Annotated in this window: 26 protein-coding genes; 20 read left to right on the forward strand and 6 right to left on the reverse strand. The window is 34.9% G+C overall.

Annotated features, from left to right (window positions below; translation table 11 throughout):
• The first annotated feature begins 64 nt into the window (after nucleotides 1-64).
• Nucleotides 65-1,036 carry a nuclease-related domain-containing protein gene (locus LRP84_RS08130; protein ID WP_230574626.1) on the forward strand — a complete coding sequence of 324 codons (972 nt, stop codon included), beginning with the start codon at nucleotides 65-67 and terminating at the stop codon, nucleotides 1,034-1,036.
• A gap of 248 nt (nucleotides 1,037-1,284) precedes the next feature.
• Nucleotides 1,285-1,443: a XapX domain-containing protein gene (locus tag LRP84_RS08135; protein WP_230574627.1), complete on the forward strand. Its 159-nt coding sequence runs from the start codon at nucleotides 1,285-1,287 to the stop codon at nucleotides 1,441-1,443.
• A 328-nt stretch (nucleotides 1,444-1,771) separates the two neighbouring features.
• Here LRP84_RS08135 and LRP84_RS08140 read toward each other — a convergent pair whose 3' ends face one another.
• Together LRP84_RS08140 and LRP84_RS08145 are read right to left on the reverse strand one after the other, a co-directional pair.
• Entirely contained in the window at nucleotides 1,772-2,203 is a 432-nt protein-coding gene (locus LRP84_RS08140; RefSeq protein WP_230574628.1) for a hypothetical protein, read from the reverse strand.
• 197 nt (nucleotides 2,204-2,400) lie between these two features.
• A complete protein-coding gene (locus tag LRP84_RS08145; protein ID WP_230574629.1) occupies nucleotides 2,401-3,051 on the reverse strand; it encodes a hypothetical protein in 651 nt (216 codons plus the stop codon).
• A 297-nt stretch (nucleotides 3,052-3,348) separates the two neighbouring features.
• On the opposite strand from LRP84_RS08145, the gene LRP84_RS08150 reads away from it, so the two are divergent.
• Nucleotides 3,349-3,684, forward strand: coding sequence for a zinc ribbon domain-containing protein YjdM (locus LRP84_RS08150; protein WP_230574630.1), 336 nt, complete (start codon nucleotides 3,349-3,351; stop codon nucleotides 3,682-3,684).
• A 391-nt stretch (nucleotides 3,685-4,075) separates the two neighbouring features.
• On the opposite strand, the gene LRP84_RS08155 is transcribed toward LRP84_RS08150, so the two are convergent.
• Nucleotides 4,076-4,906, reverse strand: a complete 831-nt coding sequence (locus LRP84_RS08155; RefSeq protein ID WP_230574631.1) for a LysR family transcriptional regulator — start codon at nucleotides 4,904-4,906, stop codon at nucleotides 4,076-4,078.
• Nucleotides 4,907-5,029: 123 nt separating this feature from the next.
• Here LRP84_RS08155 and LRP84_RS08160 point away from each other — a divergent pair, with 123 nt between their 5' ends.
• Complete coding sequence (locus LRP84_RS08160; RefSeq protein WP_230574632.1) at nucleotides 5,030-5,770, forward strand: SDR family NAD(P)-dependent oxidoreductase; 741 nt, start codon at nucleotides 5,030-5,032, stop codon at nucleotides 5,768-5,770.
• A 281-nt stretch (nucleotides 5,771-6,051) separates the two neighbouring features.
• Here LRP84_RS08160 and LRP84_RS08165 read toward each other — a convergent pair whose 3' ends face one another.
• A complete protein-coding gene (locus LRP84_RS08165; protein WP_230574633.1) occupies nucleotides 6,052-6,432 on the reverse strand; it encodes a winged helix-turn-helix transcriptional regulator in 381 nt (126 codons plus the stop codon).
• Between the two features lie 199 nt (nucleotides 6,433-6,631).
• On the opposite strand from LRP84_RS08165, the gene LRP84_RS08170 reads away from it, so the two are divergent.
• The 8 genes from LRP84_RS08170 (at nucleotide 6,632) to LRP84_RS08205 (ending at nucleotide 14,162) form a co-directional block, all read left to right on the forward strand.
• Nucleotides 6,632-7,825 (forward strand): MFS transporter, encoded by a 1,194-nt coding sequence (locus tag LRP84_RS08170; RefSeq protein ID WP_230574634.1) that lies wholly within the window; start codon nucleotides 6,632-6,634, stop codon nucleotides 7,823-7,825.
• 32 nt (nucleotides 7,826-7,857) lie between these two features.
• Nucleotides 7,858-8,700 carry an aldo/keto reductase gene (locus LRP84_RS08175; protein ID WP_230574776.1) on the forward strand — a complete coding sequence of 281 codons (843 nt, stop codon included), beginning with the start codon at nucleotides 7,858-7,860 and terminating at the stop codon, nucleotides 8,698-8,700.
• Nucleotides 8,701-9,070: 370 nt separating this feature from the next.
• Nucleotides 9,071-9,586, forward strand: coding sequence for a PadR family transcriptional regulator (locus tag LRP84_RS08180; protein WP_230574635.1), 516 nt, complete (start codon nucleotides 9,071-9,073; stop codon nucleotides 9,584-9,586).
• A gap of 564 nt (nucleotides 9,587-10,150) precedes the next feature.
• Nucleotides 10,151-10,489 (forward strand): heme oxygenase, encoded by a 339-nt coding sequence (locus tag LRP84_RS08185; protein WP_230574636.1) that lies wholly within the window; start codon nucleotides 10,151-10,153, stop codon nucleotides 10,487-10,489.
• Between the two features lie 235 nt (nucleotides 10,490-10,724).
• Nucleotides 10,725-11,285, forward strand: a complete 561-nt coding sequence (locus LRP84_RS08190; RefSeq protein WP_230574637.1) for a class I SAM-dependent methyltransferase — start codon at nucleotides 10,725-10,727, stop codon at nucleotides 11,283-11,285.
• A 16-nt stretch (nucleotides 11,286-11,301) separates the two neighbouring features.
• On the forward strand, nucleotides 11,302-11,940 hold the full coding sequence (locus tag LRP84_RS08195; protein ID WP_230574638.1) for a DedA family protein: 639 nt from the start codon (nucleotides 11,302-11,304) through the stop codon (nucleotides 11,938-11,940).
• 19 nt (nucleotides 11,941-11,959) lie between these two features.
• Nucleotides 11,960-12,661 carry a response regulator transcription factor gene (locus tag LRP84_RS08200; protein ID WP_230574639.1) on the forward strand — a complete coding sequence of 234 codons (702 nt, stop codon included), beginning with the start codon at nucleotides 11,960-11,962 and terminating at the stop codon, nucleotides 12,659-12,661.
• Nucleotides 12,645-14,162: a HAMP domain-containing sensor histidine kinase gene (locus tag LRP84_RS08205; protein WP_230574640.1), complete on the forward strand. Its 1,518-nt coding sequence runs from the start codon at nucleotides 12,645-12,647 to the stop codon at nucleotides 14,160-14,162. Before LRP84_RS08200 ends, LRP84_RS08205 begins: the two co-directional genes overlap by 17 nt.
• A 210-nt stretch (nucleotides 14,163-14,372) precedes the next feature.
• Here the strand turns inward: LRP84_RS08205 and LRP84_RS08210 are convergent, their stop codons facing one another.
• Both LRP84_RS08210 and LRP84_RS08215 read right to left on the reverse strand, forming a co-directional pair.
• Nucleotides 14,373-14,585, reverse strand: coding sequence for a hypothetical protein (locus tag LRP84_RS08210; RefSeq protein WP_230574641.1), 213 nt, complete (start codon nucleotides 14,583-14,585; stop codon nucleotides 14,373-14,375).
• Between the two features lie 223 nt (nucleotides 14,586-14,808).
• Complete coding sequence (locus LRP84_RS08215; RefSeq protein WP_230574642.1) at nucleotides 14,809-15,120, reverse strand: heavy metal-binding domain-containing protein; 312 nt, start codon at nucleotides 15,118-15,120, stop codon at nucleotides 14,809-14,811.
• Nucleotides 15,121-15,418: 298 nt separating this feature from the next.
• Here LRP84_RS08215 and LRP84_RS08220 point away from each other — a divergent pair, with 298 nt between their 5' ends.
• The 8 genes from LRP84_RS08220 (at nucleotide 15,419) to LRP84_RS08255 (ending at nucleotide 20,871) form a co-directional block, all read left to right on the forward strand.
• Complete coding sequence (locus LRP84_RS08220) at nucleotides 15,419-16,144, forward strand: YwaF family protein (RefSeq protein ID WP_230574643.1); 726 nt, start codon at nucleotides 15,419-15,421, stop codon at nucleotides 16,142-16,144.
• A 157-nt stretch (nucleotides 16,145-16,301) separates the two neighbouring features.
• Nucleotides 16,302-16,739: an Rrf2 family transcriptional regulator gene (locus LRP84_RS08225; protein WP_230574644.1), complete on the forward strand. Its 438-nt coding sequence runs from the start codon at nucleotides 16,302-16,304 to the stop codon at nucleotides 16,737-16,739.
• 98 nt (nucleotides 16,740-16,837) lie between these two features.
• Nucleotides 16,838-17,488: a DsbA family oxidoreductase gene (locus tag LRP84_RS08230; protein WP_230574645.1), complete on the forward strand. Its 651-nt coding sequence runs from the start codon at nucleotides 16,838-16,840 to the stop codon at nucleotides 17,486-17,488.
• Between the two features lie 80 nt (nucleotides 17,489-17,568).
• Complete coding sequence (locus LRP84_RS08235; protein WP_230574646.1) at nucleotides 17,569-18,171, forward strand: nitroreductase family protein; 603 nt, start codon at nucleotides 17,569-17,571, stop codon at nucleotides 18,169-18,171.
• A gap of 24 nt (nucleotides 18,172-18,195) precedes the next feature.
• Nucleotides 18,196-18,600 (forward strand): nuclear transport factor 2 family protein, encoded by a 405-nt coding sequence (locus LRP84_RS08240; RefSeq protein ID WP_230574647.1) that lies wholly within the window; start codon nucleotides 18,196-18,198, stop codon nucleotides 18,598-18,600.
• Nucleotides 18,601-18,755: 155 nt separating this feature from the next.
• Nucleotides 18,756-19,316 carry a sigma-70 family RNA polymerase sigma factor gene (locus LRP84_RS08245; RefSeq protein WP_230574648.1) on the forward strand — a complete coding sequence of 187 codons (561 nt, stop codon included), beginning with the start codon at nucleotides 18,756-18,758 and terminating at the stop codon, nucleotides 19,314-19,316.
• Entirely contained in the window at nucleotides 19,286-20,677 is a 1,392-nt protein-coding gene (locus tag LRP84_RS08250; RefSeq protein WP_230574649.1) for a DUF4179 domain-containing protein, read from the forward strand. Before LRP84_RS08245 ends, LRP84_RS08250 begins: the two co-directional genes overlap by 31 nt.
• 71 nt (nucleotides 20,678-20,748) lie before the next feature.
• A complete protein-coding gene (locus LRP84_RS08255) occupies nucleotides 20,749-20,871 on the forward strand; it encodes a DUF4023 domain-containing protein (RefSeq protein WP_230574650.1) in 123 nt (40 codons plus the stop codon).
• The last annotated feature ends 27 nt before the right edge of the window (nucleotides 20,872-20,898 follow it).

Genomic DNA, 20,898 nt, shown 5'->3' on the forward strand with positions numbered 1-20,898 from the left:
TATATGAGGAAAAGCGGTTGATATATTTAAAAAAGCGCCGATATTTTATAAAGGGGTGGCTGAGATGATTGTGAAAGAGCGGAAAATACCGATTTATCTTCGACAGTTAGAAGCTTTATTAAGAAGAGTGCCTGTTGATCATCCGAAAAGGAATGCTATTTTCGAAACATTCGCTAAACATAAGGCGGGTTATAAAGGTGAACAAGCTATTGATTATCCACTAAGCTTTTTGCCAGATAAAGAATACAGCATTTTACATGATATAAGATTGTTTGATCAGGACCATTATTTTCAAATTGATACTCTCATACTTTCCTCGCGTTTTATTCTTTTGTTAGAAATTAAAAATATAACAGGTACATTACTTTTTGACTCCGAATTTAATCAACTCATTCGAATCTCAGAACAAAAATCAGAAGGCTTCCCAGATCCTATCTTGCAAATTAAGAGGCACGAGAAACAACTTCAGAAATGGTTAAACTTACATGGATTTTCAACTCTCCCAATTGAATCCCTCGTTGTCATTAGTACACCGCGTACAATTATTAATACTTCCTCCCATGACCAAGATTTTTCCCAAAAAGTTATTCATAGTGCAAATCTTCCAAATAAAATTGAGGATTTGGAACGTATGCATGAAATAAATATATTATCAGCTAAAGAGATACAAGAACTTACGATTCAAATTATGATAGATCATTCTCCTTTACACCGGAACATTCTTGAGCAATATAAAGTTACGAAACATGAATTATTAAAGGGAGTACAATGCCCAAAGTGTTCCTATCTTCCAATGGTTAAGATAATGAAAGGATGGCATTGTTCTAATTGCAATGGTATTTCTAAATTTGCGCACAAGAATGCTTTGCAGGATTATGCGCTCCTTCTGGGAATGACTACTACGAATAAGGAATTGAAAGACTTCCTTCACATCACATCAAGCCCAGTAATAAAAAGGTTAATTCGTGCAATGAATTTACCGTATAAAGGCGAGAACAAAGGGAGGGAGTATGATTTAACAAGTATAATTCGGTAATCGTTGTTTGGATCTTGGCGTTTTTTGTCGAGAGGTCTTTATTCTTTGTCGAAGCGCCGATATATTCGAAATTCCGCCGATATATGATGAGAAACGGTCGATATATTCCAAAAAGCGCCGATATTTTATAAAGGAGTGGCAGGATGTATTGTGAGGAATCCTAAGAATACAGGTGGGGAATAGTAATACAAGGATATATTTACAAATGATATAAAAATAGTAAATGAAGCATCTAGGAGGAAGAGCATATGCAAGAAATTTTCATGTCAACTTTAGCAGGATTAATCGTAGGGGTAATATTTACTCTATTAAAATTGCCGATTCCTGCGCCTCCAGTTTTCTCAGCAATCATGGGAATCATTGGTGTATGGGGTGGAATGAAGTTAGTTCAGTTTTTTTTAGGTTAAGTTAGGAGGTAAAATGAACTTTGGCGGGTTTGAGGTTCTTATTGTGAGTGCGAAATACGTAAATCCCTTAGTTAATGCCTTAAATAGAAATGTTTCCAAAGTAACAATGGCAGTCTTGGTTAATATATATAATTAGCTAACACCTTTGACAAATTGCTGTCAGAGGTGTTTTTTATATGTACAGAGATTTTTGTGATTTATTATTTGTCATCTAAAATGAGTCTATCGAACCGAGTACGGAAAAATAACAAAAGAGACTCTAAAGAGTCTCTTTTATCTACATAATCGGTGATATCTGTAGACAAATGAATATTTTTTTTCGCTTACATTATATCTCGAAGAATGTTCTTTCGAATGTTCCCGGGATAGATTGCAGCCCTGCATCAGGTTCGAAGATCTCAATATTTGTGTAGAAAACTGATACAAGAACCATAATCTGTCCTCCAGGGCATTCTAATGTTGTTGCAGGTGGACTTAGCGTAAGCATTCTAGTAATTTGTCCATTATTCCCTGAGGTAAATTCTCCTGATGCTTCAATGGTTCCACTAACTTCAGCTCTCTTCGGATTAATAGGAAAGTTTCCATCTCTGTTCATGCAAGCGTATACTGCAGTTGCATCTGCCATTGCAATAACCGTTGTCGTCACATTATCGTCAAGACCTGCTATTTTAAATGAAACTAACAGGTTTCCGCTTGAAGAAGGTCCAGCGGCACTGGTATTAATAAATTGTGTATTCGTCTTAAAGTGTTGATTCGTCATGAAATCTCATCCCCTTATTCATGGTAATTCAATATATGCCTGTACGCGGAAGAGTGATAGAGATAAGAGTGGAAAATCTTAAGTACATGAGAAAAAATAATGAGTGAAACAGAGATGGATGTCGTACTTTCGCAATTATAAAAACCGCTGTACATACAGAGGTTTTTATAATTGGATTATCTCCCTTTTTATTTTCGTTATATCTCGAAATTTATTCTTTCGAATATTCCCTCAATAGATACTGTGCCGGCATGGGGTTCTGAGACTTGAACATTCGTGTAGGAAGCCGATACAAGAACCATTTCTTGTCCTAGAGGGCATTCTAATGTGATTGCAGGTAAATATATTGTAAGGATTCGAGTAACTTGCTCCTTTTTTCCTGAGGTAAATCTCACAGATGCTTCAACGGGTCCGCTAACTTCAGTTTTTTTCAGATTGTTAGGGAAGTTTCCGCTCCTGTTTATGCAAGCGTATACTGCAGTTACATCAGCACTTGCAGTAGCTGTTGTCGTCATATTCTCGCTAAGACCTGCTATTTTAAATGAAACTATCAAGTGCGCACTTGAAGAAGGTCCAGCGACATTTGCATCAACAAGAATTGCACCGCCACTGATTTCAATTTTCCTAATCGGATGGGAAATCCATAAACGGTTAAGTGTTTTATTATTTTCATTTGCGATTGATTTTGACAACACTACTGCATTTGGTAATTTTGCATCATTATCTTGGTTATCACATAATTTCGGAAAGTTTGCTCTAAAGTATTGACTATTATGATGAATATCATCACTTTGATACGTATAGCCAAATTTGTTAGTAGTGTATAGCTTTTTTTTATTAGAAGTCATTTTTTCACCTCTAAATGAAACGTTTTATAATGTCTGTATACATAATATATATAAGATGCAATGAATTTGTTTGGATAATATAGTAGCATATGCATTTAAACGTTTTATCCCGCTACTTTTGGGCAGTAAGAGCCCGATTGGTTCAACTAACCATCAGTGGGAGGAAGGGTTGTCAATATGAAAAGACTATGGCAGTATATAAAAGTATATAAGGAAGACCTATATTTTTTATAAAAAGGAAATTAAATCCAATTCTTATATATTAGAATAACAATAACGGATGGAGGAAATGAAATTATGTCGAATTTACCAAATTGCCCAAAATGTAATTCAGAATACACATACGAAGATGGAGTCCTTTTTGTTTGCCCAGAATGTGCGCATGAGTGGAGTTTAGAAACTGAGGGTAGTGAAGATGAAAAGGTTATTAAAGATGCGAACGGAAATGTTTTAAACGATGGTGATTCTGTAACAGTAATCAAAGACCTTAAAGTAAAAGGAACTTCACTAGTTGTAAAAATCGGTACAAAAGTAAAAAATATTCGTTTAGTTGATGGCGACCATGATATTGATTGCAAAATTGATGGTTTCGGACCTATGAAATTAAAATCTGAATTCGTTAAAAAGGCATAAAGTAAAGCATTTATTGAAATTAAAAAGGATTACCTTGTATGTTTATAAGAGGTAATCCTTTTTAATTTGTTTTCTTTTTTATCATTTTGTTGAAATGACTGACTATCGAAGAATAAAAGTTTGTAAACATCGCAGTGTCTGACTCCTTTAAGTGATTTCTATAATTACATAAAAAATTGATGAACGACTTTTATAAAGGCAGTAATACAAGATAATAATACAAAGCCGCCTAAGCAAGAACCAGTAACAATTTGGGTGAATAATAAATCTTTATTTTCGTTCATAAGAATCCGCTCCTTTATCATATCTTCTAGGTTTATTGTTAGCTTACATGAAATAAAGAAGCGGAAACATCGAATTGCCTAACAAGTTTCTTACATTATTGTAAGAATTATAATTCCTTCAAAAAACCAGTAAACTTCTCCAAACTTTGTGACCTTTGTTTCCCTCGTTTAATAATAAAATCTATCTTCATTTTGTCTGGTAATTCCTCATAATGAATGGTCTTCATTTCATTTCGGCTATGTGCAACATCTGCTGGTATGATACTAATCCCAAGCCCTGCACGAACAGCTTGGATAATGGATTCAAGTGAATCAAATTCTATAATAGTGGATTGATTAAAATGATGTTTCTCTGCAAAATCCAACAACTTATTTCTATATATACAACTTGGATCGCTATTTATAAGTAAAGTTTGATGATGGTGCTGTTCAATTGGAGAAATGAGTAGGATGTTTTCAAAATAACTGTAAACACTTTCGAACTGTGAATCATTATATGTACCGCTTATAAAAATTCCATCAACCTCTCCGTAAGCAAGCATTTCTTGTAATTTTAGCTTATTATTTGTTCTTATTTTTAGATCAATATTTGTATTTGATTGCAAAAAAGAAGAGAACAGTTGAGGCACTTTCACAGCGGAAATGGTTTGAGGTGCCCCGATGATTAAAGATTCTTTCCACTTTTTCGGGTTTATTTTTGATTTTGCTTCGTCCATTAACATCATAATTTGATTTGTGTAATCTAACAAAACTTCTCCTTGGTCAGTTAATGTTACTCCTCTGTTATTACGTATTAATAATGGGACGCCTAGTTCTTCTTCTAAGCTTTTTATGCGCTGGCTTATATTTGGCTGCACATATCCGAGTTTTTCAGCAGCTCTAGATATAGACTGCAATTCAGCAACATGTTTAAAAATCCATAAATCGTGACTTTCCAAAAATACATCCCTCCACTGATATCATTTTAAATGATATCACCTTCATTATTCAGTATTATACCTTTCGTATGAGCGAAGATACAATGAGTCATAACAAATATGGAAAGAAGAGGAGAAGGGAAAATGGATATAAACGATAAAGTGGTTATTATAACAGGCGGTGGTACTGGTATCGGAAAGGCTGCGGCTATAAAATTAGCAGATGCAGGAGCGAAGGTTGTGATTAATTATAGCCATTCGGAAAAAGAAGCGTTAGAAACAAGGGACGAAATTGTACAACGCGGAGGTATAGCGCTTGTTTTGAAAGCTAATGTAGCGATGGAAAAAGAAGTTGAGGACATGGTACTGCAAACTGTGAAATCTTTTGGAACAGTAGATTTTTTAGTGAATAATGCAAGTATAACAGCGCAAATACCTATGGATGATTTGCAGTCTGTAACGGATGAAGTGTGGGATTCTCTTTTTAACGTAAATGTGAAAGGAATGTTTCATTGTGTAAAGGCTGTTGTTCCTTATATGAAGAAGCAAGGATCGGGTGCTATCGTGAATGTAGGTAGCGTTGCCGGAATAACTGGGCTAGGTTCGTCTGTACCGTATGCAGCAACAAAAGGAGCCATTCATACGATGACAAAATCGTTAGCAATTGCACTTGCACCAGAGATTAGGGTGAATAGTATCGCTCCTGGTGCAGTTCATACAAGATGGTGGGCTGACAATGAAGAGAAGATGCATCAACTTGCGGGCAACATACCGCTGAAAAGAATTTCAACACCTGATGAGATTGCAGAGGCGATCCTGTTTCAATTGACTCAGGAATCGGTTACGGGGCAGATATTTACAATTGATAACGGGCAGACGCTTTGAAGTTTCACTTTATCCCGCATTAACGGACAGTAAGACCCCCACCTCAAGATTCAGAGAAAAGCGAAGAAGATAGGTGGGGGATAACTGTCCGTAAAAGCCCGATTGGTTCAACTAACCATCAGTGGGAGATGAAAAAACTCTCCACTGATGGAAGTTTCACTTTATAAAAGAAACATCTTCTTATTTCATATATAAGAAGATGTTTTTAGTTATAGATGTTCCTAAGATTCACGGTTACACAGCAGAACGGATATGCATGTTTGAAAATCATATGTGTATTTTCAATTTTGCTGCTTCAGTTTATCGTTTAAAATATTCTCCTCCAAGACAGCGAATTTATCACCATATACTTTCGTAATATGTTTTTCTCCCCAAGTACATAGAGATTCTAAAATTTCTTGTAAGCTCCATCCATATTCACTTAGTTCATATTCCACTTTTGGAGGTACTTGATTGTAAACGATGCGATTGATGACGCCATCTTCTTCTAACTCTCGTAATTGTTGCGTTAACATTTTCTGTGTAATGTTTGGCATAAGACGTTTCAATTCACTTGTACGTTTTTTACCATGAGTAAGATGACAAAGAATCACACATTTCCATTTTCCTCCTATTACTTCGAGTGTTGCTTCTACGGAAATATTGTACTTTTTTTTCTCCATGCTCTTCCTCCTAATTCATAGGTACTTTTTAGTGTCTATGGAACTTTTTAGTACCTATATTACTTAAAAGTACGTACTTTTCTTTATTTCTCATATATCACATAATAACATTTGCCGGCGGATTCTTACCATATGGTTTTCTATATAGTTTGTTTAGAAGAGATGGAACGATACAACAAGAAGATGAGGAGGAGGAAGAATGACTTTAGATAAAAAACGAAGTACATTGGCACTCTTGGCATTAGCTGTAAGTGCTTTTGCAATCGGAACAACAGAATTTATTAGTGTAGGATTATTACCACTTATTGCTCAAGATTTAAACGTTACTGTTACAACAGCTGGATTAACGGTTTCTTTATATGCTTTAGGGGTGACATTTGGAGCGCCTGTCTTAACCTCTTTAACATCCAGTATGTCGCGTAAATCCTTATTACTTTGGATTATGATTGTGTTTATAGTTGGAAATAGTATTGCTGCGAGTGCAACAAGTATCAGTTTGTTGCTAGTTGGTCGTGTTGTCTCTGCGTTTTCACATGGTGTATTTATGTCAATAGGTTCTACGATTGCTGCTGAGTTAGTTCCGGAAAATCGCCGAGCAAGTGCCATTGCGATTATGTTCACAGGGCTCACAGTAGCAACTGTTACAGGTGTTCCAATTGGTACATTTATTGGACAACAATTTGGCTGGAGGGCTTCTTTTGTAGTGATCGTTGTAGTAGGTATCATTGCTTTCATTGCAAACAGCATTCTTGTTCCATCTAACTTGCGAAAAGGTAATCGAACAACATTTCGTGATCAAATTACCTTGATCACAAACGGTCGTTTACTTCTTTTATTCATTATTACAGCCTTAGGCTATGGAGGTACATTCGTTGTCTTTACGTATTTATCTCCATTATTACAAGAGATAACCGGATTTACGGCAGGGGCTGTTACGATTATTTTACTCGTTTATGGAGTAGCAATTGCAATCGGTAACGTCATTGGTGGTAAAGTAGCGAACCGTAATCCGATTCGTGCATTATTCTATATGTTTATTGTACAAGCGATTGTGCTCTTTATGTTAACGTTCACAGCTCCATTTAAGATAGCTGGTCTTATTACAATCATCTTAATGGGATTATTAGCGTTTATGAATGTACCAGGATTACAGGTATATGTCGTGATGTTAGCTGAACGTTTTGTACCGAGTGCAGTAGATGTGGCATCTGCAATGAATATTGCTGCATTTAATGCTGGAATTGCTATTGGTTCTTATTTAGGTGGTGTAATTACAGAGTCGATTGGACTCATTCATACGCCTTGGATTGGCGCATTAATGGTTCTAGGAGCTGTAATTTTAACAGGTTGGAGCAAGAATCTGGAACAAAAAGATCAAAAACGTGCAGCATAGAAAATTTTCTTTAAAAATTAGGAGGTTTATTTATAATGAAACATTTACAAGATAAAACAACTTTGCATAACGGTGTACAAATGCCTTGGTTTGGTATTGGGGTATTTAAAGTAGAAGAAGGCCCTGAGTTAGTGAATGCTGTAAAAACAGCGATTACATATGGCTATCGTAGTATTGATACAGCAGCGATTTATGGAAATGAAGAAGGAGTTGGACAAGGGATTCGTGAAGGAATACAACAAGCGGGTATTTCTAGAGAAGATGTATTCGTCACATCAAAAGTTTGGAATGCAGATTTAGGATATGAGTCCACAATTGCCGCTTATGAGACAAGTTTAAATAAACTTGGACTAGAGTATTTAGATTTATACTTGGTTCATTGGCCTGTAGAAGGGAAATATAAAGAGGCATGGAGAGCATTAGAGACCCTTTATAAGGAAGGACGAGTAAAAGCGATTGGAGTAAGTAATTTTCAAATCCATCATCTTGAAGACTTAATGAAAGATGCAGAGATTAAACCAATGGTGAACCAAGTAGAATACCATCCACGCTTAACGCAAAAAGAGCTGCAAGCATTTTGTCAGGAACACGACATTCAGTTAGAAGCTTGGTCTCCGTTAATGCAAGGACAATTACTCAATCATGAAGTACTTCAAGAAATTGCTAACAACTATAACAAATCTGCTGCACAAGTCATTTTACGCTGGGATTTACAAAATGGTGTTATCACCATCCCGAAATCTACAAAAGAACATCGAATCATTGAAAATGCAGACATATTTGATTTTGAGTTAAAGGAAGAAGATATGAAACGCATTGATGATTTGAATGAGAATCATCGTGTTGGTCCAGATCCTGATAATTTTGATTTTTAATGTAATGAATTATTAGGAGCTATACTGTCAGGCAGCTGTGTCAATTTTGCTCATGTTAAGCATCTGAGGGGATACATGAAGAACCCGCACTTCAAGATTGCAAAGAGATAAGTGCGGGAGTTTTCATAATATGATAATTGACATCAATCCAAGTAATTGAGTTATCCCGCATTAACGGGCAGTAAGACCCCCACCTCAAGATTCAGAGAGGATCAAAGAAGATAGGTGGGGGATAACTGCCCGTAAAAGCCCGATTGGTTCAACTAACCATCAGTGGGGGATGAAGCCCCCCACTGATGGAAGTTTCACTTTATTGTCTAGTCCTCATTTAAATCATCAGATATAATATGCTTTAGAAAGGATGATTTCTATGGAACAGCGCTCGCTTGTCCTGCTTGGTTTGCTTATGAGCCAAAGTCAGCATGGATATCAAATTAATGAATTTATTGAAAGAAATTTAAGTACAGTTACAGATATGAAAAAACCTACTGCTTATGCAACTTTAGATAAACTCAATAAAAAGGGATATATTGATGTTCAATTGGAGCAAGAAGGAAACAGACCATCCCGCAAGGTGTATTCTATTAATGAAAATGGTAAGCAATATTTTTACAAATTGTTATTGGACAATTTATCTTCAGCCGAGAGTGTCAATTATCAAGGCGATATAGGATTAATGTTTATTGATTTTCTACCATTAGAAAAATCTTTGCCTGCTCTACAAGAACGATTAAATAAAAATAAGAAATTAATTCATATTTTTAGACAAACCCCAGCTCATGAGATGAGGATTGGGGTCAACTTGGCAATAGAACATAAAATAACAATGTTAGAAGCAGAAATTGCGTTTCTTGAAAAAACAGTTAAAACGCTTAGTTCTAACTAACCTTACTAATGCGAAAGACAATGGAACCTCTTTATAGTAGGTTCTTTTTTGCTATATATGTGAGTGTTTCTATTGCATATCTGGTTGATATAATTGCTCTAAATATAACAATATAATTTATAGTCATGTTTTTATTAGTCACAGTTGACTAATAAAATTGTAGTGTATATAATAATCTTAATTAGTCACACGTGACTAATTATTTTAAAACTAAAGGGGTGACTTACATTATTTCTCGCACTGTCATGGACAGTCCTTCTACTATTTTAGTAGATGAATCGAAAGTAAGCCTTGATATTCAGAGAGTCTATAAAGTCGTCCAACTATAGCAAAAGAAGTAACATTTAGAAATTAATCATTATGGTAACACATGATGAACGAGTGCTTGAATACTGTGACAAATTCTATCGAATGAAAGACGGTAAACTAGAGTAAGCTAAGTGTTATTTAGCAAGAAAATAGAAACAGAGATCATTCTAGCATTAGGATGAATGAAAAAAGTATATATGTAATGCAGATATTCAATTCGAAGAAGTTTCCAAAATATTAAGGAGGTTTTTGAAGATGATCGTTGTTACAAACAGAATTAAAACAAAATTAGGATTTGCACAAAAAATGGCTCCAGCATTCACTCGTCCAGGTGCACTGCAAAAAATGGAAGGTTTTGTGAAGGTTGAAGTTTTACTTACACAAAACTTAACTGAGCATGATGAAATAAGTGTAAACACGTACTGGGAAGATATGGACAGCTTTACTCAATGGAGAAATAGTGATGCTTTTAAAGAATCGCATAAAAGACCAGAGCCAGGATCTAAAGAAGCACAGCAAGAATCACCGATTTTAGGTAATCAAATTATTGTTGCAGAAGTTGCGGGTGTAATGGAGGCACTTTCTGCGAAGTAATATAATATAAATATGTTTTTTGAATAGGAACGGATACATCCGTTCCTATTCTATTGTTTCATTTAAATAGGTAAAGTGAATGTGTGTCCCAAAACGAAAAAGTAGTATCTTTTCCGTTTTGGGACATTTTTATTTTCTTAAGAAAAACTTAAGAAACCTCCTCGCTATTTTTTAAGAAACGATATTTATACTTAGAGCTATCTTACACAATAGTGATTAAGCGAGGAGATATTTTATGCAATTGATTACATTCGTAACTGAGTTTATAAAGCACCCGAAAAACACTGGGGCAATTGCTCCGAGCTCGAAAATATTAGCGAAAAAAATGGTAGATGCTATCAATTTTGAAGAAGCGAAATATATTGTGGAATTAGGACCTGGAACAGGATCTTTTACAAGAGAAATAATGAAGAGAAAAAAGAAACATACTACATTGATTCTTATTGAAATTAATGAAGTGTTTTTCAAAGACCTACAGAAACAGTTTGAGGATGATCCAAGCGTTTTTGTTGTACATGGATCAGCTGAAAATATTCAAAATTACATCGAAGAGTTAAATATAGAAAAAATCGACTATGTATTATCTGGATTACCGTTTACTTCTTTACCAGCGGAAGTATCGTCGCGTATTTTAAATAGTGTTATGGAAGCATTACAGGGAAATGGTGAATTCATCACATTTCAATATTCGCTCGTAAAGAAATCATTTATCCAAAATTTCTTTCCAGCGATATCACTCAAAAAGGTATGGTTCAATTTCCCGCCAGCTTATGTGTTTTGTTGTGGAAAAGAATAAGGGAGGACTGTAATGAATGGAATTACATGAATTGTTATTATATATTCAACATTACGGTTACGGTGCTTTGTTTTTTTGTTTATGGCTAGGGATTATTGGGATGCCAATTCCTGATGAAATGGTTGTGATGAGCGGTGGATTTGTTTCGTCGATGGATATATTAAAACCAATTCCAGCTTTTATATTAACGTATTTAGGTGTTGTGTCAGGGCTCTCTTTAGGATATATACTTGGAAAAATATTTGGTTCGAAAATTCTTGATACACTCATGAAAAAGAAGAAGATGAAGTATCTTTTAAAATCACAAGAACTATTGAATAAATACGGACGTTATGCACTGGTAACAAGCTATTTCATACCAGTAGTGAGACATATTGTTCCTTATTTAGTTGGGATTAATAATATGCCATTTAAAACGTATGCCATGTACTCATACGTTACAGGATTTGTTTGGACATTCTTATACTTTATAGTTGGATTTATTTTTGGAGGAAACATAGAGCGTATTGCAGAACTCACAACTAAGTATGGTGTGTTTTTTGGAGTAGCTATCGCTGCTGCATTCGGTATTTCTTATTTATATAGACATCGAAAAGAACAGATAGTTAGAAGGAAAGAATCAAAGGAACCATGCAATGAAGATTTGATAGGTTGAAAATGTTGGAGGGGCTATTGTGAGCAAAGAAACAATACTTGTCGTAGATGATGAAAAAGAAATTAGGGATCTCATTACGATTTATTTGAAAAATGAAGGATATGAAGTATTACAGGCTGGGGATGGTGCAGAGGGATTAGAGCTCGTAAAGAAACATCAAGTGCACTTAGTCGTATTAGATATTATGATGCCGAAAGTAGACGGTATTCATATGTGTATGAAAGTAAGAGAAGTAGCTGAGATGCCGATTATTATGTTGTCTGCCAAAACACAAGACATGGACAAGATTTTAGGATTAACAACCGGGGCAGATGATTATGTAACAAAGCCTTTTAATCCATTAGAATTAATTGCGCGAATTAAATCGCAGCTTCGCAGATATATGAAAATGAGCGGAGGCTTTATACAAAACGAAAATGAAATTGAAATTGGGGATATGAAAATGAATGTGGCAACACATGAGGTGATTGTTGCAGAGGAAGAAGCGAAATTGACACCGAGGGAATTTTCGATTTTAGAGTTACTTGCTAGGAATCCCGGGATGGTATTTAGTGCGGATCAAATTTATGAACGAATATGGAATGAACAGTCCTTTCAATCTGATAATACTGTGATGGTACATATTCGAAAAATACGTGAAAAAATAGAAGAAAATCCAAGAAAACCTCGTTATATAAAAACAGTGTGGGGAGTGGGGTATAAGATTGAAAAAGATATTTAAACCATTTTATTATGTGAATAAAAAAATAAAAGAGTTAATAAACAAAGTTTTAAATTACGTTCGTCGAAGTATTAGGATTCAATTAATTACTACGTTTATTTTTTGTGCCTTGTTAGGTTTTTTTGTAACAAGATTGTCCGCTCCATTTTTTGAAAAAGCAAATCAACATGCGGTAATTGATTATAGCAATGGTATGGAGGAAATTAATGAGGAAGCAAAGCGCACAGCAGAGACAATAGCGAGAGGAAATACAGTAGATGCGTTGCAAAACATGATTGATATGGAAAATCAAAATGCAGAACATGGACAGCATGCTTTAAAAGTGCTAGTTACGGATGAAACAGGTAAGGTTTTGTATAAAACAAAACAAGCGGAAGAAGAACAAATTAATCTGCACGACACAATTCGTAATGTGATGTCTTTTGCGATTAACCATCCAGTTGATAACGATCGTTCAGGAGAAATTGAGGACTTGCATAAAGAATTTATCACTTTTTATCCAGTTACAATTGAAGGTAAAAATTTATATATGTTCGTGGGCGGCATTCCAAGGGGGGATGTTATATATAACACGACAGAAGGGCCTTTTCCATTTCTTATTGGCGTTATCGTATTCATTTTTTCTTTCTTCTATATAACGAAGCGAAAGATGAAACAGATTGAAGCGATGGCGCAAGGGGTGAAAGAAATCGCGAAGGGAAACTTAGCGTATCGAATTGAGGAAAAGGGACAAGATGAACTGGCTTTATTAACAGAAAATATTAATCATATGGCAGAAGAGATTAGGGTGAATATTGAAAACGAACGGAAAATTGAAAAGCAAAAAAGTGAATTGATTACAAATGTATCACACGACTTGCGAACACCACTTACTTCTATTATGGGATATTTACGTTTACTTCGTGATGCCAAATATGAAAATAAAGAACAATATGATGAGTATGTAAGAATCGCATTTTCAAAGTCAGAGCAGTTAAAGAACTTAATAGAAGATTTATTTGAGTATACAAAACTAACAAACGAAAATATTACATTAGAAAAACAAGAAGTATGTATGAATGAACTTCTTGATCAGTTAATTGAAGAGCTGGTACCCCAAGCAGAAGAACATAATCTTTCGTTTGTGAAAGAATTTCCTGAAGAGCGTCTGTACGCTGCCTTGGATTCGGAAAAAATTGTCCGTGTGTTTGATAATTTATTAATGAATGCGATTAAATATAGTAAAGATGAGGGAGAAATTACAGTTTCACTTCAAAAGCAGCGTCGTAGCATTTTCATTTCTGTTGCAAATCATAGCGAAGAATTTACAAAAGAAGAGCTTGAGAACGTATTTGAACGTTTTTATAAAAAAGATCAATCGAGAAGCAGGGTCTCAGAAGGTTCGGGACTTGGTCTTGCGATTGCTAAAAATATTGTGGAGCTGCAGGGCGGAGAAATTCGAGCAGAATATGAGAATGGGGTAGTTCGGTTTATTATTGTATTGCCGGTTGTAGCGGCGTGATACAGAGTTTGAAAATAGAATGATTATATAAAAAAAGGGAAATTCTTAATAATAGGATTTCTCTTTTTTTGCTACTCATGATGACATGTTATGAATATGATATACACATCAACTCTTGGATATAATTCACATTAAAAAAGAGCCTTAAATAACTAAGACTCTTAAAGAAATATAAGTAGAGATAGAAAATTGTTCGTGTTGATTAATAAGCTATTTAATTATAAGGGATATAATTCCTATAACTATACATACAATCCCGCTTAAAAATTGTCCTAGGCCAGAAGTTTCTCCTAAAATAAAGAGATTAAAAATGTTTTTTCTTGTTTGAGTTTTTCCTACAAATGCTTCATCTGTTTTCATTCTATATATGCCCCATAATACTAAGCCTATTCCGAAAAGTATAAATAATAGTTTTAAAATCATTGTATAGTTACCTCTCTTTTTTATGTATTCGCTTTTTCTTATATTTGTATTATTGCATTGAAATAAGAAAGGAACTATCTAATAACCTTACATAAACATGACGGTTTTGTAATATTTCATAAGTAAAATAATATGTAAAAGTTTACTTTCGTTGTTCTTGATTTTCCCCCTAATAAAAAAGAAAAATCACCTCAACCAACGAGGTGATTTTCCTTATATATTTTTATACACGTACAGCTGTCCCGCTTACAGCAACCATTAACATTCCATCACGAACGACTTCGTAGTCTACATCAATACCAACAATTGCGTTTGCGCCTTTTTGCTTTGCAAGAGTTTTCATTTCTTCCATTGCAATATCACGTGCTTCTTTTAACTTACTCTCATATGCACCAGAACGGCCGCCGACAACGTCACGAACAGAAGCGAATAAATCACGTACGATATTTGCCCCCATAATTGCTTCACCGTTTACAATGTCAATATACTCAATAATTTCTTTTCCTTGAATAACAGAAGTTGTTGTTACGATCATTACCGACACTCTCCTAAAATTTATGGTTGTTTCTTATGCTTTTATTATTACATTGAAACAGTAAAGTAACTATCTAATAACCTTACATAAAGGTGACAGTTTCGTAAGGTTTTATAAGTAAAAAATGAAAGTGAAATTTTATTTAAAAGTTAGTGGGTGGTTCACGACATGCCTATGAACTATCCATTTTGTTGGAAAAATGGATAACAAAACAAAGAAGGGGGATAGACTTAGAAGAGTTTGTCCTATACTAAGAATACTCAAGTATAAAATTAGCTCAGATAATGGAGTAATTGATATGCAAAAATTTTTTCAATTTCATTCAAAATTGGATCCGTTTCGTCTTTTTTCCAGGGAGCACTTATTGACGCTCGGAATCATTTTAGCCCTCTGTATTCTTCTGGTTATTTTTAGAAAACAGATTCAAGAGCAGGGAAGAGAACGGCTTTTTCGTTTCTCTCTAGCGTTTCTCTTATTGGCTTTTGAAGTTTTTAATCATCTCTGGCTCGTGTATGAGAATGCTTGGTCGCCTAAAACAGCTTTGCCGCTTCAACTTAGTGATTTAGCTGTCATTTTGGCCATTGTGATGTTACTGACGCGTAGCTTCAGACTTTTTCAATTTATGTATTTTGCGGGATTAAGCAGTTCTATTCAAGCTATCATTACACCTGATCTTGGAAAATTTTCGTTTCCCCATTTTCGATACATCGAGTTTTTTGTTTCGCATGGAGGAGTGGTGATAGCATGTTTGTTTATGGTGGTGGTCTGCAAATATCGGCCGACCATTCCTTCTATGTGGGTGACCATTCTCATTGTTAACCTTTATGCAGCTTGCGTATTTTTTCTTGATAAGTGGTTAGGAGCGAACTACCTGTATATCATGAAAAAGCCCAAAAGCGCTTCTCTTTTAGATTATCTCGGACCGTGGCCATGGTATCTTCTCTCGATGGAGTTAATGATGATTGTAAGCTTTTATCTTCTGTACAGTCCATTTTGGTTAACGAGGAAAATAGGAAGAAAGTAATTGAGTCGTCTTAAGGAGATGAAGGAGATTTTAAAAAAATAGATGATGAATATGGGTGTGGAGCAGAAGTTTGCCAAAATAGCAGGCTAATGCCTTTTTGTGAAAGCTTGACTTTCAATTTAGTTGTAACTATAATGATTACAACGAGGTGATAAATATGAAAATTAGTAGCCGATTTACAATTGCTGTGCATATTTTATCTCTCCTAAAAAATAACCCACCTTCTATTTGTACTTCAGAATACATGGGGAAAAGTGTAAATACAAACCCAGTAATTATTCGTAAAGTGTTGTCATATCTAAAAAAAGCAGGTTTTGTTCAAGTACGTCGCGGTACAGGAGGAGCTTATCTCATAAAAGAATTACATGAGATTACGTTATTAGATGTATACCGTGCAGTAGATGTTGTGGAAGAGGAGAAGTTATTTCATTTTCATGAACAGCCGAATCCTGATTGTCCAATAGGAGCAAATATACAAACTGTTCTAGAGGTTATTTTAGTTCAAGCACAAGAAGCAATGGAACAAGTATTAGAAAGCATTACAATGGAACAACTCGTTACATCATTAGGAAATAAAATAAATTCTTCGCAGTAAGTATGCAGGTGCAATTCAAGCATATATTTTTTTGACTAAGTTGTAACCAAAATAGTTACAACTTAAGGTGATAAAAAGAAAAGTGAGGGAAAGTATATATGACTGTAATAATTAAAGCTTATTCTGATTTTATATGTCCATTTTGTTTTTTAGGAAAAGGTCCTTTGGATGAGATTGTAAAGGAAAAAGATGTAGAAGTAGAATGGATGCCATTTGAATTGCGTCCTAGTCCATATCCGAAAATTGATCCATGGGCAGAACCTGACAAATTGGGATCTTGGGATTCATTTATTCTTCCTACTGCTAAAAAATTAGGAGTAGAAATGCGGTTACCGCGTGTGTCACCGCATCCGTATACAAACTTTGCATTTGAAGGTTACCACTTTGCAAAGGAGCATGGAAAAGGAAATGAGTTTCACCATAGAGTGTTTACTGCATTTTTCCAAGAGGAACAAAATATTGAAGACATCGAAGTGTTAACAAAATTGGCGGGTGAAGTGGGACTTTCTCAGGATGCATTTAAAGAAGCATTAGTATCAAGAAAGTATGAAGCTGTACAACAAGAAGCTTTGAGACATGTGTATGAAGAAGCACAAATTATGGCTGTTCCAACGTTTATTATTGGTGATGAAGTCATTCAAGGACTAGCTAGCAAAGAAAGATTAGCGAAAGCGATTGATCAGGAATTAGAAAAAAATAAAATAAACGAATTAGACGGCATGCAATGTAATATAGATGGATATTGTTAGTACTCGATTGAAATGTATGTTATCAAGAAATCTATGTATATAAATTATTTTTAAATCAAACATGTATTGGAGGAATAAAAATGTCAGTAACTACAACAAATTTAAAAGATGCCATTATGAACCGTCGCTCTATTCGTAAAGTGAAAAAGAACGAAAATATTACGAGAGAAAGAATTAGTGAAGTTTTAAAAACAGCTCTATACGCACCATCATCTTTTAACATGCAAGGCGGACGCGTGGTTGTATTAATGGATGCAGAACATGAAAAGTTTTGGGATATCGTAAAAGAAACACTTCGCGCTCGTGTTCCAGCAGAAAACTTTGACGCAACTGTAGAAAGATTAAAAGGATTCCGCGAAGGCGTAGGTACAGTTTTATTCTTTGAAAATCAAGAAACAGTGAAGACAATGCAAGAAAATGCGCCATCATACAAAGATCAATTCCCATACTGGTCTCATCAAGGAAACGCCATGTTACAGTATGCAACATGGATGGCTTTATCTGCAGAAGGAATCGGAGCATCACTACAACACTACAATCCAATTGTTGATGAAGAAGTGAAACAAACTTGGGACATTCCAGCAGAGTGGAGTTTAGTAGCACAAATGCCATTTGGTGAGCCAAATGAACAACCAGGTGAAAGAACATTTTTACCTTATGAAGACGTTGTGAAATTTTATTAATATATACGAGTTGAGGAAACCGTAATGAGTCAACGAACGAATTTAGAAATTATTCGCAGCACATATGAAGGGTCAGCTTCTGAAAATGCTCAGCACTTATTGGCAGCTCTATCAGAAAATGTAGAGTGGACGGAGGCAGCGGGCTTTCCTTACGGCGGAACGTACATCGGTGCAGAAGCTATCATGGAGAACGTATTTAGCCGCTTGGCATCCGAGTGGAATGATTATAAAGCAAGTGTTCATACGTATCATGAAGTGAAAGGCAAAGGTGTTATTATCGCTGAAGGTGTTTACTCAGGAATGTACAAAGAAACTGGAAAAGCATTTCAAGCAGATTTTGTTCACGTATGGGAACTACAAGATGGAAAAATCGTAAAGTTTAAACAATATGTCGATAGTCATGTCGTTCAAAATGCTATGACATTGTAAGAAAAAACATGAATTGAATAAAGTAATTTGATGAAAAAACGTCTCAAGTTTTCTTGAGGCGTTTTCTTGTATAGTAATGTTGAAGTATTAAAAAATATAAATTTTTGAAACCAAAACATTCCATATTCTATCTAATAAGTGGAAGGAGGGATAAGATGGATGAAATAAAATTAGTGAAAAAAGCGAAAAAAGGTGATGATGCAGCGTTTGAACAACTCATTAGCCTCCATCAGGACCAATTATATCGAACTGCTTATATGTATGTACAAAATAAAGAAGATGCATTAGACGTAGTACAAGAAACTGTTTATAAAGCGTACTTATCCTTAGATCAATTAAAGAAACCAAACTTTTTTATGACGTGGTTGACGCGTATTTTAATACATAATGCTTATCAGCTGTTGAATGAGAAGAAGAAGGTTCAAAAATTAGAAGATAGCAGGGAATCTGCTGTTTACGGGGATGTACGGAACAAGGTAAACCAAATTGAGCAAAACATTGATTTACAAGTAGCGATTGGACAATTAAATGAAAATTATCAAACAGTCATCATTTTACATTATTATTATGATCTTCCGATAAATCAAATTGCTTGGCATATGCATGTACCTGAAGGAACTGTCAAAACGTATTTGCATAGAGCGAGAAAATCGTTAAAGAAATTACTAGGAGGGAGTGATGAGAATTGGATAAACAGTGGTTTAATGATGAAATAAACAAAATCGAAGTTCCTCGGGAAGAATTACATATAGCGATAAAAAAAGGTATGAATAGAGCACAACAAGAAAAACCAGCCAAAAAAATATACAAACGAAGAAAGATTGCATGGCTAACAGCAGCATCAGTATGTATGTGTGTGCTAGGGTCAGGATTTGTTTTTCCACAAATGAATCGTGTATTAGCAGAAGTTCCGATTATAGGGAAAGTATATGATTATTTTCATGATACGATAGGGCAAAATCTCACAGAGAGTAAACTTGTGACAGAATTAAATCAACAAGCAGTGAGCAATGGAATTAGTATAACGATGAAAAGTGTTTATTATGATGGTGGCCGGATTGGTATAACGTTTAAAGTTGATAATCCAGATAAAGTAGCAAAAAACGGCTCGAAAAATGATTTTTATTATACTGCTAAGATTGCTGATGGTGATCAGAAATGGATGAATAGTGCTTCGATGGATGGGAAAGTAACAAAGGACGGTTGGTTTGGCAATATTGAGATTGACTATCCAGAAAAAGAATTACCTCCAAATGCAACATTACCAATTACCATCACATCTATTGATGAAATGAGAGGATTTTGGAAATTTGATATTCCAGTGAAGCAATTAGAGAATAAAAAAATTAATACTCAGCAGTCCATTAGTAGCGAAGATCAAGAGCATACGTTTAACTTTGAAACAATTACAGTCGGCAAAGAATCATCAGCAATTGATTATAAAGCAATTTATCCGCTTGCAGGGGAGCACGATTTAGCACGAATTGAAAAAATAACAGATGATCAAGGAAAAGAAGTTAATATGTTCACTTCAGGCATTGAATTTGGCAGAGAAAAAGTGGGTGATCGTGTAGAATCTGAAGAACGTTCTATTTTCGGAAAAATTCCTGAGGATGCGGAGTTTATTACAATGTATCCTGTTGTACGATTATCTGAAAAACCAGTGATTGTTAAACTAAATGAAAAAACACCATTTGAAATAAAGAGTACGCGCAGTGATCTGAAAATAATTATTAATAAAATTCAGCATAAGAATCAGCGCTTAATTGTGCAGTACACACTTCAAAATGTGGATACAAAACGTAAATCTATGGATGAACTAATCAATTGCGGTGAGGTAATGAACCTAAATGATTCTGCGTATATAGATAAGGAGTTTGCGCCGATTGGTCATGTTATAAAGGGAAGTAACGTGAAAGTATTAGATAAGGAAAAATTGCAGTTTCAAGCAACGTTCCAATTGGACGGAGAGTATGGCGTGAAGAATTTCAGCTTAAATGATTATGTATTAGAAGTGGGGATGTCACCGTTCCATCCTGAGAAAACATTGCCGCCAGTTCAGGTTAAATTAAAGTAAAACGATCCTTCATGATTTTACGTGCAATTGGTTATAGTAACAAAGGAACTATAATCAAGGAGGCTACACCAGTGGACAACAGTAGTAACTTTTTAGAGAAATTGCACGATACACAGGAAAAAGCTGAAAGAAATAAAAAGCGTCAAGGTAACGGGAATCCAGGCAAAAAAAAGCCAAATAAAACGCACAAATAATCACGAAAAATTCATGTAAAAAAACAC

Source organism: Bacillus rhizoplanae (assembly GCF_917563915.1).
Lineage (GTDB): Bacteria > Bacillota > Bacilli > Bacillales > Bacillaceae_G > Bacillus_A > Bacillus_A rhizoplanae.

Coding starts and splice junctions, on each gene's coding strand:
- LRP84_RS08215 (WP_230574642.1), bottom strand. CDS start 15,120: ATGATCGTAACAACAACTTCTGTTATTCAAGGAAAAGAAATTATTGAG.
- LRP84_RS08240 (WP_230574647.1), top strand. CDS start 18,196: ATGAGTCAACGAACGAATTTAGAAATTATTCGCAGCACATATGAAGGG.
- LRP84_RS08165 (WP_230574633.1), bottom strand. CDS start 6,432: ATGGAGAAAAAAAAGTACAATATTTCCGTAGAAGCAACACTCGAAGTA.
- LRP84_RS08170 (WP_230574634.1), top strand. CDS start 6,632: ATGACTTTAGATAAAAAACGAAGTACATTGGCACTCTTGGCATTAGCT.
- LRP84_RS08180 (WP_230574635.1), top strand. CDS start 9,071: ATGGAACAGCGCTCGCTTGTCCTGCTTGGTTTGCTTATGAGCCAAAGT.
- LRP84_RS08220 (WP_230574643.1), top strand. CDS start 15,419: ATGCAAAAATTTTTTCAATTTCATTCAAAATTGGATCCGTTTCGTCTT.
- LRP84_RS08210 (WP_230574641.1), bottom strand. CDS start 14,585: ATGATTTTAAAACTATTATTTATACTTTTCGGAATAGGCTTAGTATTA.
- LRP84_RS08225 (WP_230574644.1), top strand. CDS start 16,302: ATGAAAATTAGTAGCCGATTTACAATTGCTGTGCATATTTTATCTCTC.
- LRP84_RS08235 (WP_230574646.1), top strand. CDS start 17,569: ATGTCAGTAACTACAACAAATTTAAAAGATGCCATTATGAACCGTCGC.
- LRP84_RS08135 (WP_230574627.1), top strand. CDS start 1,285: ATGCAAGAAATTTTCATGTCAACTTTAGCAGGATTAATCGTAGGGGTA.
- LRP84_RS08145 (WP_230574629.1), bottom strand. CDS start 3,051: ATGACTTCTAATAAAAAAAAGCTATACACTACTAACAAATTTGGCTAT.
- LRP84_RS08150 (WP_230574630.1), top strand. CDS start 3,349: ATGTCGAATTTACCAAATTGCCCAAAATGTAATTCAGAATACACATAC.
- LRP84_RS08140 (WP_230574628.1), bottom strand. CDS start 2,203: ATGACGAATCAACACTTTAAGACGAATACACAATTTATTAATACCAGT.
- LRP84_RS08160 (WP_230574632.1), top strand. CDS start 5,030: ATGGATATAAACGATAAAGTGGTTATTATAACAGGCGGTGGTACTGGT.
- LRP84_RS08130 (WP_230574626.1), top strand. CDS start 65: ATGATTGTGAAAGAGCGGAAAATACCGATTTATCTTCGACAGTTAGAA.
- LRP84_RS08185 (WP_230574636.1), top strand. CDS start 10,151: ATGATCGTTGTTACAAACAGAATTAAAACAAAATTAGGATTTGCACAA.
- LRP84_RS08245 (WP_230574648.1), top strand. CDS start 18,756: ATGGATGAAATAAAATTAGTGAAAAAAGCGAAAAAAGGTGATGATGCA.
- LRP84_RS08195 (WP_230574638.1), top strand. CDS start 11,302: ATGGAATTACATGAATTGTTATTATATATTCAACATTACGGTTACGGT.
- LRP84_RS08190 (WP_230574637.1), top strand. CDS start 10,725: ATGCAATTGATTACATTCGTAACTGAGTTTATAAAGCACCCGAAAAAC.
- LRP84_RS08230 (WP_230574645.1), top strand. CDS start 16,838: ATGACTGTAATAATTAAAGCTTATTCTGATTTTATATGTCCATTTTGT.